This window comes from Candidatus Hydrogenedentota bacterium (assembly GCA_013359265.1).
GTDB lineage: Bacteria > Hydrogenedentota > Hydrogenedentia > Hydrogenedentales > SLHB01 > JABWCD01.
Map to the genome: position 1 here is coordinate 120,531 of JABWCD010000006.1, position 15,004 is coordinate 135,534.

Below are 15,004 nucleotides of genomic sequence, written 5' to 3' on the forward strand. Positions count from 1 at the left end.
GAATAGTGAAACCACTGACGCGCTTACTCAGTCGAATCGGACTGTTTGCGGGCAGGGAAGTCAGCGTATCGCTCGCCTTTCGTTGGCGAAGTTCTCGTGCGTGCCGACGCAGAAGTTCCCATCGCGTGGGCGTTGGGCGCATTGCCCATCATGCCTGCCGAAGCAAACCCAGTATCACTGGAATCCACCCCATTGAACGGAAGCTCGAGCTGAGAAGTGGTTTTTCGCATCTTTTCAATCATGGTGCGTCTCCTTTAATACGGCATCCCGGGTGTCACACCATGTGTAGCGGCAGACGGGCTGAGGTAATTTCAGTCCGTCCCTGAACGATCAAGGATTTTTCACAAAAAAGCGCGGACTGAGAGAAAGTTTCCTGTGGACATCCGCTGCTCGAGCGCTCGCTCACTTGGTTCGCTTCCTTCCTTCCTTCCTTTCCATATTGCAAAGAAAAGAGAAGAGAAGAAAAAAGCAACATGCCGCAGGTCTTGTTCCATGAGAAACCTACACCCAGCTTCAGTACGCCATCGGGGAGTAGTGGGAAAGGTTTATCAAGGTAAGCCAGTCTTCATTTCGAAGATGACGCAGAAAGTTTCCTGTGGACCTTTGGACACGGCTGGCACAGAGCTGTTAATTCGCCAGGCACTGGCTTCCCGCGATGTGCGCCGTATCGTACTCAGACCACAGTTTCTGGACGACGAGAAACTGCCGGAGGCGGAACGAGTTCACGCGCTCCGTGAGGTGTTCAACCGGAACATACGGCTAAAGCAGCTTGAGCGACTGGCGAACGCGATGTCCTCGATTCTGGCAGGCGCGCTTCCCCCGAACATTCTCATCTACGGACCGACCGGAACGGGGAAATCGGTCACGTGCCTGCACTTTCTCTCCTCGCTCGCGGCGCTATGCGATTCCCAAAGCGTGCGCTTCCGCTACTTCTACCTCGACCTTACCACTCCGAAAACGTGTTTTGGCGCTCTCAACGAGTTGGCGATCGCCCTGGATGGCTCGGTCAGGCGTTACCGGAAAGGTATTGCGCTTGAACACATACAGGAAACCATCATCACCGCGCTCGCCGAGTTCGAGGGCACCGTATGCGTCCTCATTGACGAGATAGACAACATCACGTTCGACGCGGATGTGTTTCTTACATTTCTCGTCAAGACCTTGCCCAAGCGTGTCCCGCCAGGACTATGCTTTGTATTCCTCACGAACCGGCTCTCTTGGGACAAAAATCTGGACCCACGTCTCCTCTCCGTGCTCAAAAAGCAGGACATGATCTTCGAACCCTACGACGCTCTCGACCTGATGGAGATTCTTCGTCTGCGTGTCGAGAAGGCGCTGGATCCCGCGCGAGTGGAGGATGGGGCCGTCAGAAAGATCGCGGCTTATGCTTCGCGTGAAACGGGGGACGCTCGAAAAGCCGTGGAACTACTCGCCAAAGCGGTAAAGGTTGCGGAAGAGACGTCTGGGCGCCTGACGGAACGTGAGGTGGACGTTGCGGAGCACAGCCTGGAAATCGACAAAACAGAAGAGTTGATCGGCGCGCTGGCCGTGCAACAACGATTGGCGTTGAAGGGATGTTACGCGGGGTTGACAAAAGAGCGGAAGCGGTTGTCCACCGGGAGTGCGTTCGTGTGGTATCAGGGAGTATGCGAAAGAGAAGGCACTCGCGCTTTGACGCAACGCCGGTTCTCCGACATGGTGAGCTTTCTGGACCTATACGGTCTGATAAACGCCCGGGCCATTTCCAAGGGCCGATACGGCAAGACGCGGGAGCTGTCCTCTGCCCTATCCGAGCAGGTTGTTCACAAGATTCTCCGTTGATTGCCAACCTTGCGTCGTCAGGGCCGGCCTTCAGACACAAACTGACTGTCAAAATGGCCAATCAGCGATCTGGGCGCTGTTAAAATCTCGCCGGTGCCGAAACGCTCTAAATCCGCCAAATCATCTGCCACCGAAAACCGCGCGAATCCGTACGATTCGTGCGCAGGTGGCGTCCCTTCTAAGTGGATTTGCGCAAGAGAAGGTGTCTTTCGTCGGCTGATCTGCCCGTGCGTCAGGGAAATTCAGGAGTGTAAAAACCTTTACAATTGAGGGTGCCAATTTCCGGCGATGGTACAGTGCTTTCTTCGTCGTCAAATGGAACTAAGAGCAAAATTAAGAGAAAACCTACAGGGGTGGCTACACCTGCAAATGCGTACCCCGAGTGAATTTCGCTTTTTACATCCACGCATGCCAATCGACTAATTCGGCAAGTATTTCAATGCATCACGATCCTTGCGCTCTTGCAAAGGACTTCTCTGTTCACGAAGAAGGCCGGCAGTCTCCGCCAGACGGTAAAGTGCCGAGTCGAATCGATTGGAGAATACCCAACCTTCGCGGTAGCCGTAACGCTTATTGAATCGGCTCACGTGGTCAATGAAACCAAGCCGGCGCATCTTGGCGCGTACCGTCTCCATGGTTCTGGGTGTTATCCCGTGTTTGATGCCGACCGGTTCCAGTGCGCGCAGGAACTGACCGTCCGACCACTTGAGTTCCACGAAGATGGCCAAAAACGTCTTCTGATGTGACTTGTTGCCTGGAAACAGAACCGCCGCCAATTCGTCGAGATCGCGAATCCGAGCAATCTTACTGCAGTTCAGGTCAATCTTAGTGCTCGTCATGCTTGCTCTTACCTCGGTGTAAAGGAATGCATCGGCGTTCCTGCTCCAGGATTCGACGTCGTATCGCTGCGCGCTCTTGGGCAATTGCAACCGCGTGTTCCCGCAGTTCTCGGCCAAAACTAGACTCCATCCAGAGGATGCGTTCGTATGCTTCGACGTAGATATGGTTGAAAAGCCGCTGAAATCGCCATCGGACGCCCTGTCGCGTCATTCCGAATGCCTGCTCGATCTTGTCCCCGTAGTTCTGTCGCAGGATGAACCGGCTGATCCCGTCATTTCGGACGTCAATTCGCAATTGTTTCTCCTCGATGAGCCGTGCCAACGTATCGAGGAAAGTCTTATCCTTCTGTGTCAGTTTCATGCTGGCTCACCAAGACATTTTGCCCATGTTGGGTCAGGCGCACCTCGTGATCGTGTTCCATAAAGACAAGCGAGATGAAACGCCTTGCCCGGTCCTCACGGACGTCGGATGCGATCGGTGGAAACGCGTCGAAATGAACGATGCAGCCCTGAATCCTGGAAAGAATATGTTCTCGGTACTCCTCGATCCTGAACTCGGCCGTACTAGCCCCGTCGACACAATCCTGTCGTGGACGAATACAGATCAGTTCATCAAGTGTTTCCGATAGACCGGGCAACTCGGTTATCGCTGGAACTTCCAAAAGAATGAGATTCGGTGCACGGCTATCGAGCAGCATTTCACGAAGCTCCTGCTCGGCACGTCGTTTCCTTTTACGGCACGTGTCGACATGGTCACGAAAATATTCAGCGTCGAACACCTTTTCCTCAAAGAGAAATCTGGAAGGGGCGATTCGTCCGCACGCGGTACAAGCGTAGTGACATCGCTTCTTCGCCATCGGCTTCCCGCAGCAGCTACTCCGCTCGAACTCCACGGTTGGGTCCAGGTCGTAACGACATTGAGCACAAACCGCATGATCGTCTGCGCCAAGTTTGATGCGCCCCTGGCATCTGGGACAAGGGTGGCTGGAGAACAGGACGTCAAAGTAGAAATGCTTCGCGGCTTGCGTGAAGCGGTCCACCGCAACCAGAAGGTTCTCGATGTCCTGCAACAAGCGCCTCCTAAGAGGACCAACTACCGAATTCATTTGTGTCGATTTCATTGTGCGTGATTCGAAACGCCATTACCTCGTACTCGCCTAATCGACGGGTCCAAGCGATCTCAAAAGACGTATCGGTGGTTCGGTGAATTATCAGGCTCTTAATAACAACGCCCGAAGCATTGTCGGTATCGGCCGCCAGGAAATACTGGCCAACAGGCAACTCATTTAGTGAGAACTGGCCTTTCCACAGGAGTCGTTGCCGCATGATAAAGCGGCAGTGGTTCAGGACGTACCGGGCGCCCTCCTCCGTCATATTCGGTGCGATGAAAAGAGTGACGCCCGGCGACAGCGTCTGCCCGACAACTATGCGTCCCGTGATATTGACGACCTGCTCGGTGAAGTGGAGCACCCCGCACGGGTTGTGCTCGATCCAGTCGTCGATGCCTTGCATCGCAGGACTGCTCCGTGTCCCTGGCCCGGCAAAAGAGTGAGATGGGATGCAGCCGCCTAGAAGCATTGCGATCAGCAACAAGGTTGACTTCGCTGCTTCTTTTTCCGGCGGGAATCCCATCCGATCGCGGGTAATGTCCGGTGATTTATATAGTTTTCGATATTGCGTCCATTCGATTCTGATGAAGGCTACGCCAGTGCCGCTCGACGCGCCAGCGTTCGATCCAATGAAGGCCTTCGAAGCCCAGAAGCAATAGATGGTGGTCGCGAGCTTGCGCTCGTTGATCGGCCTTGACAATTTCGTCCGTGAATCTTAATGAATTCGCAGTCATAAAGACGTATGAATGATTTGCCTTCTTAAGACTTGCGAAAGCTTTTTAACCCTCGGCAAACGATGGTACGTACGTGCGCGTGCGCCCCGGTGCAATCACACGTCCAATAGCACCGCCACTTAAACATGGAAAAAGCAATCTGCATCGCGATATTCAATTTGAAAGGCGGGGTCGGAAAGACCTGCACCGCGGTTAACCTCGCTGCCAGCTTCGTTCACGACCATAAGCAAAAGGTTCTGGTCGTCGATATGGATCCGCAGGCTAACGCTACAAGGGCACTGATCGGAAAAGACTTCGAAAATGAACGCGTGACGATGAAGCACGTACTTTTGCGTGACGCGGCCGATAGCGTTGCCCTCTCGCACATATTGATGCGAACTTCACTACCCGGTCTGCTAGTGGCGCCGGCTGACTTGACCCTTTCTGAGGCCGACATAAAATTGTACAGTGCAATGCGCCGAGAGTTTGTCCTTCGGGAGCAAATGCAATCGGTCCGCACATCGTTTGACTACGTCTTTATAGATTGTCCACCGAGTCTTGGCATATTGACCCTGAATGCGATGGCCGCGGCGGATTACGTCGTTGTCCCCAGCGAGTGTACTTTCCTTTCACTTAGGGCGATTAAACAGATTCTCCCGTTCCTGGATCTCGTTAGGGACCGGCTCAATCCTCGCCTGAACCTGCTCGGAGTGGTCGCCACAAAGTACTATATCCTCTCAAAGGCAAATCAGGAGGTTCTGGAGTGCATGCGTGGACTGAAAGACACAGTCCACATTTTTCGCGAAGTTATCGCACGTGATGTAAAAGCGGAGGAAGCACCTAGTTTTGGCCTCCCACTTTGCTTATACGCTCCCAATTGTCGAGCCACGGAACAGTACCGAAAATTGGCGGAAGAGGTCATCCGGAAATGCCAAAGCTAAATCTGGATTTGTTCGGACAAGCAGCGAGCGCTTCTGAAAGCGATACCAGTCAAAAGGAGAACGTGCGTAAATCAAGTGATTCGTCTCCGCAAACGCCAGAGCAAATACTGAGTCGCCCTCTTGAGCAAGCGCCACCCAGAGCCACAGAGAAGGCCCTTGAGAGGCAACCCGTAAGATTCGTTCCTGTCGGTTTTGACATCGATTTGCTCCTGGCCCTTGATGACGCTGTGCTTGCGCTACGGCGGCAAGGCCATTGGAAGGCGTCGAAATCCGGCATCATCCGTGCCCTAATACGCTACCATCAGGCGGACCTTGCAGAGGTTTACCTGGGTGACGAAGCGCGAAAATCGTGATTCTCTCTGTACGGACTCTGTCCGCCACGCGACGAGCGCCCTTAACGCCAGTATTTCGCCATCTGTTGCTCGATATCTTCAAAGGCGCATTTCTTGCCAAAGCATCGGCGGTCTTCTTTGAGACCGTAGATGAGATGCTCGACCTTTTGGTCGAGTTCGTGAAGTCTGCGTTCGATTTGCTTTCGTGCGCGGATTAGTTTTCGGATTTCTTGGTCGGTGTCCATAAGAACCCGGAATCGTCTCGATATATTTATATCTTTTGGTTCCGCCCCTACTCCGCAGTAAAGACAAACGGTCCTCAACTCAACCGTGGCCTTCATCTTGTCGGCGTTATCCCTGACAAAGGACAAAATATATAAAGGAGGACCACTTATCGGTGATAACAGGAGGTCAAGAAAGTGTTCAAAGAGCGCACATACCAAACCGACATGTACTTCACACTGAAGTACGTCGCCGCAGACCTTTATCGACCGGTGCAACAGCCGAAACGCTACGTGCAGTTCTGGACACCCACACTCGCCGAACAACATGCCGAAAGAAACATCACAGCCCTATTATGTCCCGCTTTACCCGAACTACAACTTGCCGCGGAACGAAGAGAACTCGAAGCTCGCCTCGTGTGAACCGATTTCAGGACGGCTCACAGAGACTTCTACAGGCGACCCAGTCTCGGATTTTGTAGCGGACAGGCTTCGCATTATTGAGGCGACCATACGCCAGGTAGTCGACGAGATTGCCGAACGAGAGCGCTTGCACGGTGAAGTAGTTGAAGCAATAGACAAGGATGAACTGATACAGAAGGAAAGGCTCTTTCAGGCCGCACCTCACGGCACGGCTGTATTCACCGTGGGAGACCCGCGCCGAAGGGCTGCCATCGAGTCCGAACTCGCCGCGTTGCAGAAGGAACGCCGACGCGAAGACGTCGCAAGCTGGTCTGATATCGGCTCTCTGCGCAAAGAATTACGGGAACTCCTTGCGGAATACCGGCAAGAGATGCGGCGACGCCGCATTATTCAACAATGACAACCGATTTTCGCGAACTTCTAAGGCGTCTCGCCCCCATTGTGGGCCAACAGAAAGTGGACCGCTGGTACCGGGCCTATCTCATGAGCGATTACAAGGAACGCCAGGAACTCGAACAGTGCATTTCCGTCTACGCGATGGACGTTCTTAACGACACTCCAGTTGCTCCGCCCGCAGGCCTGTTTCCACCTCCGCCCCGCGACGTATGCGCCGGCGAAATTCCCTTGGGCCGCGTCAAGTACGGCGGAAAACTTCTTTACGAAGTAGGCCTCCGAAAAAACGAGCTCTTGCGACACGTCGGAATCTACGGCAGCAGTGGCGCCGGAAAGAGCAACGGCCTTGCGCTGATCTTAGATGGCTTAACGAAGCTTGGAATTCATTGGTGGCTCGTTGATTACAAACGCACTTTTAGGTCGTTGGTGCGCTCGCCGGGTTACGAGAATCTCTTGGTATTCACCGCAGGCGATTCGCAGACGGCGCCCTTCGCGTTCAATCCCTTGATACCGCCGCCGGGAACGAGCACGGACGTATGGTCCAAGAAGATGACTGGGGTGATTAGTCATGCCTATTGTCAAGGCGCCGGAAGCGAGAGCCTTCTTGTTACGGCCATCCAGGAAGCCTACTCAGACGGAGCAAAACACGGGCGTTGGCCCACGTTCAAGGATGTATACACAATTCTGGAAGATATGCCCGCAAGAGGTCGCCGATCGCTTTGGATGGACTCGGCACGCAGAGCAATGCAAAGCCTGACGACGGGCAATGCCGCTGAAGTGTTTTGCTCAGAGCGCCCCGTAGACCTGGTCAAGCTACTTGACAGATCAATGATCTGCGAAATCGAACTCCTGAGTGTCGCGGAGGCCACGTTGTTGAGCGAAGCCGTGCTGGTCTTTGTCCTACAGCATCACATGCAAAACAATCGGAACAGGGAAGCATTGGCTTTTATGCTGTTCATTGAGGAGGCTCACCATTTGCTGCGCAGTCCACCGGGCCTCGGTGATGGGTCTGAACCAGTAATACACAGTATGCTTAGACTCGTCCGCGAACTTGGCATTGGTGTATGCCTTGCAACCCAAGACGCAGCCGCTGTGCCGCCACCCGTATTTGGCAATCAGGCGACCACCATCGCCTTCCATACCAAGCATCAGCGCGATGTAATGAGCACGGCCCAAGCGATGCTACTGAAGGACGACGCCAAAGATGAACTGGGCAGATTGCCGGTAGGCGATGCAATCATAAGATTGCCTAGATGCTTCGAGCCCCTGCAAATATCCGTAGATTACCGTCCAATCGCCAAGGGAACGGTAACAGACACACATCTCGCTCAGCACATGGCAATGGTCTGGAGTTCCAGCGATATGTACATGTTCCAGGCTCCGCCGGCGAATCCAAGCCTAATTCCAGGTATTCCGCCCCCGGACAATAGAGACTCGATCTCCATGGAATCGGCCAGCCCGCAGGATACTGCCCGAGACGTATCGACAGCATCACCCCCGCCCACCACCCCAGACATACAGTCTGTTGAAACCAATTCAAAACCTACAGACCTGGAACGCTTGATGCTCCAGGACCTGCTCACGCAACCGTTCAGTGGGGTGGTCGACCGTATCAGGCGTTTGGGATTCAGCCGACGTAAAGCAACAGCAGTGCTCCGTACCCTGGAAGAACACGGGTTTATAAAGCCGACATTCATCTATAACGGGACAGCGTTGCTGAAGCTGTTCGACCTCACTGAAGACGGGTCTCGGCTATGCGACGGCCTAAACCTTGGCACGCCTCCTCCACGCTCCGAAGGCGGTGTTGTGCACAGATTCATGGTTAACCGCGCGGCAAACCGCCTGCGAGAAACTGGCTGGAAAGCAAGGACGGAATATAGGGTCGCTGACGACCTTGTCGTTGATATTCACGCGGAATCGAAGCAGCGGCTGATGGCAGTTCTGGTCGAAACGGGGAAGAGCAATATCTCCCGTAACCTGAAAAGAACGCTTGCCGCCGGTTACGAAGAAGTCTTGATAATCGCGCCCACGCCGGAAATTGCTGCGAACTTGCGTCGGTTGGTTGCTGGCCTGGCGCAAAGAGAACCACCGGTCATGAGCCTCGCGGAATTCCTGGCGTCCGAGATCGCCACGGTTGAGGTAGCCGAAAACGTTTGCGCCAGCGGCTAACTCAAGGGTACGCGCGCAGGATTGCGCGGTCCGTCTTCAACAGAATGAATCCGTGTAGCAGATGTACCGGCTCTCACAAGAGTTGTAAACCGCAATGGCAAAATCACGTGAAAGAGACTTACGGTTCAGTGTGGTCCAAAGTCACAATGTCCGTGCATCGCTCTTGATGGAGCTGCCCTTCAGAATCTTCTTCCACGAAGGCAATGCCCCCAACTCCTCCCTGGTAGGGAAAATGGTCTCCTGAAGCTTATACAGCTCATTTAGCACGATAGCTTCTGCATCTGTGCCCCATCCATCACTTGGCATAAGCGCCTCCTCGCACTCTCGGGAACGGACGAGAAACTCCAAATTGAATAGAAACTGGTTCAACGGTGCAAGTGCTTCATCAATGCTCCTGCTTTGATTTTTCGATGTGTTCATTTTCTATTCCTCCAGGACCTCTGTCCTTCCTGTTGGACAGAGGTCCTGGGAACTCGATACGAACAAACGACAACGCATAGACGCCAACGCACATCAATTAGGAGACCAATCTTTGGGCCACCAAACTAGCTTTCCATACGCTCGCTCACCGACAAAGACATGCGCACACTTACTGCAACGTCGACGTACGATGATTACCCTATAACGCCAACTGATTCGTTCGCTGACAAATCGACTGCGACGACATCCACATTTTGGACAATCATCACGAGGCAAGATGGTTGTTATTCTGAATTCTGCATCTTCATATCGTGGTCTTGGCATTGGAGTCACCTATCCGGGGAACGCTTTTGTCCCGCAGCTATCAAGGGACAAAAGCGTACGTTTGGCATCGTCATCAAGCATGGATGGTGATAAGGCAAATTTTACAAGACGCGATCACGGATATGCACAGACTCCGCGAAGCGGCAATTTGCCATCGGTTTTCCGCGGCAACGCGGAAAACCGGTCAGTGCGCTTGGATTCCCGCAGAATCCAATGCTCGCTTCAGCGCCCATAAAAAAAGAATCGGGGTCAAACCCCGATTCTTTTCATAAACTCTTCCGGCGTCTCTCTTCCGCCATTTTGCGGCTTGAGGGTCTTTAGCCAAAGTTCCTCTTGCCGCTGCGTCCATCCTCGCTCGGGGAGTCCGGCGACGAACTCATCAAGGAGGGTGACGAAACCGGCCAGTTTCAACAAGTCGGTCACCTCCTTGCATGGGTCGAGCCGGATGAGGTCCTCTGGCTCGATGCTGTCATCGAGCCAAAGGTCTTCGGGCATTCGGTGCGCCAATTCTTCTTCGCGGGTTTTGTTTGTTTTCATTTTCGTTTACACCTCCGTAAAACGATTTTCATGTGACCCGGTTAGAGGGAACGGGTCATGAGATTTCGCAAAGCCTTTAGCCCCGTTAGGGGGAAATCTCAATGAATCCCTGTTCCCGTGGTCACTACGATGAAAATCGCGGAGGTGTAAACATCCGAAATAGAAAAACAATACCCGCGCAAGACTTCGGCGCACCGAATGACCGGCAATCGATACTCCCCGAGCGAGGATGCGTAGTGACGGCGGAAGAGAGCGCCTTCGTGGGCTGCGTATTACGGCTGAATCCGATCAGTCATTCCGATGGAATCCGATCATGGATTCCGATGGAAAGCGATCGCTCGTTCCGATTCAAAGCGATCATGGATTCCGATTCAATCCGATCACCCATTCCGGTCAATCCGATCACGTGTGAGGAGGGGCTTGGCGTCGCGGGATAACCCATAGCGACAGGGGTATGCTCTTGGCTTTTTGGCGGAAGTATGAGCTGAGGAGTCGAGCATGTCCAGGGAGCGGTTATCCATGCGTAAGATCAAGGAAGTTCTTCGGTTACGTTTCGAACACGGCCTGAGCCACCGGGCCATTGCTCAAAGTTGCGGTATTGGGGTCACCTCGGCCCGGGACTATGTCCTGCGCGCCCAGGCGGCGGGGCTTTCCTGGCCATTGCCCGAGGAGACGGACGACGCGGCACTCGATGCGTTGCTGTTTCCGCCGCCGCCGCGGCCGGGGGAAGCGGTACGCGGAATTTTGGATTGGCCGGCGGTCCACCGGGAGTTGGGTAAGAAAGGGGTGACGCTCCAGTTGTTGTGGCAGGAGTATCGCTCGGTCCATCCGGAGGGCTACGGGTACAGCCGGTATTGCGAGTTGTACCGCGCGTTTGCCGGTACGCTCGACGTTACGATGCGCTTCGAACACAAAGCGGGTGAGAAGCTCTATGTGGATTACGTCGGTGTGCGGATGGCGGTCGTCAATCCCCAAACGGGCGAGGTCACCGAAGTCTACGTTTTTGTGGCGGCGCAAGGGGCAAGCAATTACACGTACGCCGAGGCCACGTTTACTGAGGATCTGCGCGACTGGATCGGTGCGCATATACGCGCGATGGAATTTTTCGGCGGTGTTAACGAGATTGTCGTCCCGGACAATACAAAGGCTGCCATCACCTCGGCGCACCGTTACGAACCCGACGTCAACCCGACGTACGCGGATTGGGCACGGCACACCGGCTGCGCCGTCATTCCAGCGCGCGCCCTCAAGCCACGGGACAAAGCCAAAGTGGAAAATGCCGTGCAGGGCGTCGAGCGCTGGGTCATGGCGCCGCTTCGCCATCGCACGTTTTTCTCGCTCAACGAACTGAACCAGGCGTTGCGTGAACAGCTCGATGCGTACAACAACCGTCCGTTCCAAAAGCTCGAGGGCTCGCGCAAGTCGCTGTTCCTGGAATTGGACAAGCCCGCCCTCCGGCCGTTGCTGCAAACGCGCTACGAACTGGCGCAGTGGAAATGCGCCACCGTGCACATCGATTACCACGTCGAGGCCGACAAGCACCGCTACAGTGCGCCCTACCAACTCGTCGGGAAGAAAGTCGACGTGCGCAGCACCCAGAGCACCGTCGAGATTTTCTTCAACGACAAGCGCGTGGCCAGCCACAAACGCAGTCCGCATCCCGGCCGCTTCACCACGCTGCCCGAGCACATGCCCAAGAGCCATCGCGAGTATGCCGAATGGACGCCTCAGCGCTTGGTTCGGTGGGCCGAAAAAACCGGCGAACATACCGCTTCGCTCATCTAGAAAATCCTGGAATCGCGCGCTCATCCCCAACAGGGTTTCCGCTCGTGTTTGGGCATCATGCGGCTTGCCAAACACTACAGCGAAGCACGGCTCGAGGCGGCCTGCAAACGCGCGCTGTTCATCCAAAGCTACAGCTACAAAAGTGTCGAGGCCATCCTCAAAAACGGACTCGATCAACGCCCCTTGCCCGAACAGACACAGCAACAACTCGCGCTCGAGCATCCCAACGTGCGCGGACCCGAATACTATCATGGACACAACTGAACGAAAGGAGAATCCATCCCATGCTCACCAATGCCACCATCGAGAAACTAGACGAACTCCGGCTCTCCGGTATGCAGCACGCCTACCGCGAACAACTGCAAGGCCAGGGCTACGACGGCCTCACCTTCGACGAACGCTTCGGCTTCATCGTCGACCGTGAACACACCGAACGTCACAACCGCCGTCTCCAGACCCGGCTGCGCAACGCCAGGCTGCGTCTGAGCGCCACCATCGAGGACATTGACTACCGCGCTCAACGAGGGCTCGACAAACGCGAAATGCTTTCGCTCGCCAACTGCGATTGGATACGCCAACATCACAACGTCATCGTCACCGGGCCCACTGGCGCCGGCAAGACTTACCTCGCCTGCGCGCTCGGAAACAAAGCCTGCCGCGACGGATTCACCGTCCAATACCATCGCGTCCCCAGGCTGTTCAGCGAACTCGCCATCGCCAAAGGCGACGGACGCTACTCAAAGCTGCTCACAGCCCTCGCCAAGACCGATCTCCTCATCCTCGACGACTGGGCAACGGCGCTCCTGACGGACGAACAACGAAAAGATCTATTCGAGATTGCCGAGGACCGCTACGGCCGCCGCGCCACTCTGCTCGCAGCCCAACTGCCCGTCAAACATTGGCACGACACAATCGGCGATCCCACACTCGCCGACGCCATCCTGGACAGACTCGTGCACAACGCCTACACCATCACCCTCAAAGGAGAATCCATGCGGAAAAAGAAAAACGACTTGAACAAGACAGAAGACAACCGATAAAGTCCAAGTACAGTTGAAACCCCCGCGTCGCTACGCTCCGACACAAAACACGCGATCGGATTGCCCCGGAACAACCGATCGCTTTCCTTCGGAACGACTGATCAATTTCGCCGGAATGCGCATGGGCGCTGCCGGCGTTACAATTAATCATTGAGTACGTAGCGTGAATTACGCCCCGGGGCTCGCGGCGTTAACGTATTGGCAGTTGGGACAAAGCTTCAAAGACACGCCATACATGCTCAATGTGGAGGCGATGTGGCATCCGCACTTTCGGCACGTGTGCGCCCAGCGGAATTTGGGCATCGGGCTGACAACCGTAATCTTTACCTCTGAACGCCGGACCTGAATTACCTCAGCCGGACTGTTCCGGACCTCCTCGATTGCTTTTTGGATTGCCCACCTTGCCTCGCCGGGGTCTTGCCGTGCGAGCGCAAATGCCAGCATCTCGCTTGTCCGACTTGGGACCCGCAATTGTGCCTGCGCATCTTGGACGAGCATATTGAGCAATGAAAGCAACTCACTGTCCGTAAACAAGGGTCCAAGTCTGGGTCCATGGTTCGTTACTTTGTCGAACGACACCATGCGTTTCCCGTCCGACTCTCCCCGAAAGAACGTCACTGCCAAGTCACCCCTCCTTAGCCGCGCTTCTCGTTTCATGCTCATCGTCTCACCTCGGTTCTTTTGAATCCTACTCCGTGGATTCAAAAGAACCGAAGAGGAAATCGGAGCGTATCCGCTGGGAACAACACAGAACAAATCAGAAACCGACGAAAATTCTTAAGCGGCTAGAAGTTCTTTCCGCTGACGAGAAACAAGTTGGAGCAAACGTTTTTCCCAGCCTAGCAACTGCTCTTCCAGTTCACGTATGTGCTGCTCTTCTTTTTGCGCTTCGTTAAGCCAGCCTAATGCCGCCGCGGCGTTGGATGCCCGAATGCTTGCGCGCGCATTATTAACATGACCTTCCAAAGCGCGAAGCCGATGCCCGGCCTCAGTCTCAAGCTTTTTCATTTCTTGCTCTACATTCAATCTGCGGCGCTCCTCCAGGATATTCCGTCTTAGAATGTCCTGCTGTGCGGGAGTGAGCTGTCCCAAGCTCACGTTCCGCATTCGTTGAAACCACTTCCAGTCAAATCGTTGCAATGCCTCATCAACCTGGCGCACGCGTGCGCTGTGTTGCTCCATCCGTGCGGACGAGGCCAACGCCTTGTCTAGTAGCTGCTGTAAACGGGGCATTGACGAGGGCGTGAGCCCCTCGCGCTCCAGTAACTGGGTGGCTTCGCTCAACGTAGACCTCACCTTCTTCTCTTCGTGTATGTCCTCTTTGGTTTCATGGCGAAGCCGCTTCTTGGCTACCTGGCGTTCTTGAGAGAGCACCCGCTCTCCAGGCGCCAATTGAAAACGTTCCAATGCGTAACCAGGGAGTTTGCGCCGGAAGTGTTCGACGCCGGCGGACGCCGATTGCCACATCCAGAAGGCGACCGCGGCAAGAACGAGAAACACGGCGCCGGGATTCTCCCGGACGAGACGTGCGGTATAGGCTGGCAAGGCAATCCTGAGAAGCCCGATAGCAAAGAAAACAGAGAAGGAGATGGTGACCCATGGAGGAAGGTCGGAGTGTTTCAGTAGCCGATAGGCGACGATAAACACGACAAGGCAAAGTAGAACCGCGGCGATTGGGCCCAGGGATTCCAGCGAAAACCCGATACGGCGCTGGGCGATGGTGAGTCCGGCGGCGAGTACGACGCCGACGGAAACGGCGAGGGTCTTTCCTTCGTGGCCGGGGTAGATTTTTGCGAATGAGACGCGCGCTGCTGCGCCGAACAAGAACGCGTAGAGGCAGAAGTCTACCGCCCAAGGGTAGGTGGCCCAGACTCGTGTCAGGAATTCCATACGAAGAGCGAAATGCGGCTATCTATATAAAGGTATGGTGTCATTGC

Annotated in this window: 14 protein-coding genes and 1 pseudogene; 6 read left to right on the plus strand and 9 right to left on the minus strand. The window is 54.8% G+C overall.

Annotation, left to right across the window (positions count from 1 at the left end; genetic code table 11):
- Positions 1-23: 23 nt before the first annotated feature.
- Positions 24-242, minus strand: coding sequence for a hypothetical protein (locus HUU46_07565; GenBank protein ID NUM53485.1), 219 nt, complete (start codon positions 240-242; stop codon positions 24-26).
- A gap of 415 nt (positions 243-657) precedes the next feature.
- Between HUU46_07565 and HUU46_07570 the strand changes: the two genes are divergently transcribed.
- Positions 658-1,821, plus strand: coding sequence for an AAA family ATPase (locus HUU46_07570; GenBank protein NUM53486.1), 1,164 nt, complete (start codon positions 658-660; stop codon positions 1,819-1,821).
- 419 nt (positions 1,822-2,240) lie between these two features.
- On the opposite strand, the gene HUU46_07575 is transcribed toward HUU46_07570, so the two are convergent.
- From HUU46_07575 to HUU46_07590, 4 genes are read right to left on the minus strand one after another with little or no spacing between them, the layout of a single operon-like run.
- Complete coding sequence (locus HUU46_07575; GenBank protein NUM53487.1) at positions 2,241-2,660, minus strand: hypothetical protein; 420 nt, start codon at positions 2,658-2,660, stop codon at positions 2,241-2,243.
- Positions 2,647-3,021 carry a hypothetical protein gene (locus HUU46_07580; GenBank protein ID NUM53488.1) on the minus strand — a complete coding sequence of 125 codons (375 nt, stop codon included), beginning with the start codon at positions 3,019-3,021 and terminating at the stop codon, positions 2,647-2,649. Before HUU46_07580 ends, HUU46_07575 begins: the two co-directional genes overlap by 14 nt.
- Complete coding sequence (locus tag HUU46_07585) at positions 2,999-3,730, minus strand: hypothetical protein (protein ID NUM53489.1); 732 nt, start codon at positions 3,728-3,730, stop codon at positions 2,999-3,001. Before HUU46_07585 ends, HUU46_07580 begins: the two co-directional genes overlap by 23 nt.
- A gap of 10 nt (positions 3,731-3,740) precedes the next feature.
- Entirely contained in the window at positions 3,741-4,469 is a 729-nt protein-coding gene (locus tag HUU46_07590) for a hypothetical protein (protein NUM53490.1), read from the minus strand.
- A 159-nt stretch (positions 4,470-4,628) separates the two neighbouring features.
- Here HUU46_07590 and HUU46_07595 point away from each other — a divergent pair, with 159 nt between their 5' ends.
- Positions 4,629-5,423: a ParA family protein gene (locus tag HUU46_07595; GenBank protein NUM53491.1), complete on the plus strand. Its 795-nt coding sequence runs from the start codon at positions 4,629-4,631 to the stop codon at positions 5,421-5,423.
- A 394-nt stretch (positions 5,424-5,817) separates the two neighbouring features.
- Here the strand turns inward: HUU46_07595 and HUU46_07600 are convergent, their stop codons facing one another.
- Positions 5,818-6,000, minus strand: a complete 183-nt coding sequence (locus HUU46_07600) for a hypothetical protein (GenBank protein NUM53492.1) — start codon at positions 5,998-6,000, stop codon at positions 5,818-5,820.
- 304 nt (positions 6,001-6,304) lie between these two features.
- On the opposite strand from HUU46_07600, the gene HUU46_07605 reads away from it, so the two are divergent.
- Positions 6,305-6,799 (plus strand): hypothetical protein, encoded by a 495-nt coding sequence (locus HUU46_07605; protein NUM53493.1) that lies wholly within the window; start codon positions 6,305-6,307, stop codon positions 6,797-6,799.
- A gap of 83 nt (positions 6,800-6,882) precedes the next feature.
- The gene (locus HUU46_07610; protein NUM53494.1) at positions 6,883-8,961 is read left to right on the plus strand and encodes an ATP-binding protein; all 2,079 of its coding nucleotides are present in this window, start codon (positions 6,883-6,885) and stop codon (positions 8,959-8,961) included.
- A 141-nt stretch (positions 8,962-9,102) separates the two neighbouring features.
- Here the strand turns inward: HUU46_07610 and HUU46_07615 are convergent, their stop codons facing one another.
- On the minus strand, positions 9,103-9,381 hold the full coding sequence (locus HUU46_07615; GenBank protein NUM53495.1) for a hypothetical protein: 279 nt from the start codon (positions 9,379-9,381) through the stop codon (positions 9,103-9,105).
- Between the two features lie 573 nt (positions 9,382-9,954).
- Positions 9,955-10,242 carry a hypothetical protein gene (locus HUU46_07620; protein NUM53496.1) on the minus strand — a complete coding sequence of 96 codons (288 nt, stop codon included), beginning with the start codon at positions 10,240-10,242 and terminating at the stop codon, positions 9,955-9,957.
- A 519-nt stretch (positions 10,243-10,761) separates the two neighbouring features.
- On the opposite strand from HUU46_07620, the pseudogene HUU46_07625 reads away from it, so the two are divergent.
- A pseudogene (locus HUU46_07625) lies at positions 10,762-12,291 on the plus strand (IS21 family transposase).
- A gap of 20 nt (positions 12,292-12,311) precedes the next feature.
- A complete protein-coding gene (locus HUU46_07630; protein ID NUM53497.1) occupies positions 12,312-13,067 on the plus strand; it encodes an ATP-binding protein in 756 nt (251 codons plus the stop codon).
- A 777-nt stretch (positions 13,068-13,844) separates the two neighbouring features.
- Here HUU46_07630 and HUU46_07635 read toward each other — a convergent pair.
- Positions 13,845-14,957, minus strand: a complete 1,113-nt coding sequence (locus tag HUU46_07635) for a hypothetical protein (protein NUM53498.1) — start codon at positions 14,955-14,957, stop codon at positions 13,845-13,847.
- Positions 14,958-15,004: the final 47 nt, after the last annotated feature.

What these genes read in the sequence shown, in the direction of transcription:
- HUU46_07565 (NUM53485.1), bottom strand. Translation starts at nt 242, where the DNA reads ATGATTGAAAAGATGCGAAAAACCACTTCTCAGCTCGAGCTTCCGTTC.
- HUU46_07630 (NUM53497.1), top strand. Translation starts at nt 12,312, where the DNA reads ATGCTCACCAATGCCACCATCGAGAAACTAGACGAACTCCGGCTCTCC.
- HUU46_07610 (NUM53494.1), top strand. Translation starts at nt 6,883, where the DNA reads ATGAGCGATTACAAGGAACGCCAGGAACTCGAACAGTGCATTTCCGTC.
- HUU46_07605 (NUM53493.1), top strand. Translation starts at nt 6,305, where the DNA reads ATGCCGAAAGAAACATCACAGCCCTATTATGTCCCGCTTTACCCGAAC.
- HUU46_07595 (NUM53491.1), top strand. Translation starts at nt 4,629, where the DNA reads ATGGAAAAAGCAATCTGCATCGCGATATTCAATTTGAAAGGCGGGGTC.
- HUU46_07600 (NUM53492.1), bottom strand. Translation starts at nt 6,000, where the DNA reads ATGGACACCGACCAAGAAATCCGAAAACTAATCCGCGCACGAAAGCAA.
- HUU46_07635 (NUM53498.1), bottom strand. Translation starts at nt 14,957, where the DNA reads ATGGAATTCCTGACACGAGTCTGGGCCACCTACCCTTGGGCGGTAGAC.
- HUU46_07615 (NUM53495.1), bottom strand. Translation starts at nt 9,381, where the DNA reads ATGAACACATCGAAAAATCAAAGCAGGAGCATTGATGAAGCACTTGCA.
- HUU46_07580 (NUM53488.1), bottom strand. Translation starts at nt 3,021, where the DNA reads ATGAAACTGACACAGAAGGATAAGACTTTCCTCGATACGTTGGCACGG.
- HUU46_07575 (NUM53487.1), bottom strand. Translation starts at nt 2,660, where the DNA reads ATGACGAGCACTAAGATTGACCTGAACTGCAGTAAGATTGCTCGGATT.
- HUU46_07620 (NUM53496.1), bottom strand. Translation starts at nt 10,242, where the DNA reads ATGAAAACAAACAAAACCCGCGAAGAAGAATTGGCGCACCGAATGCCC.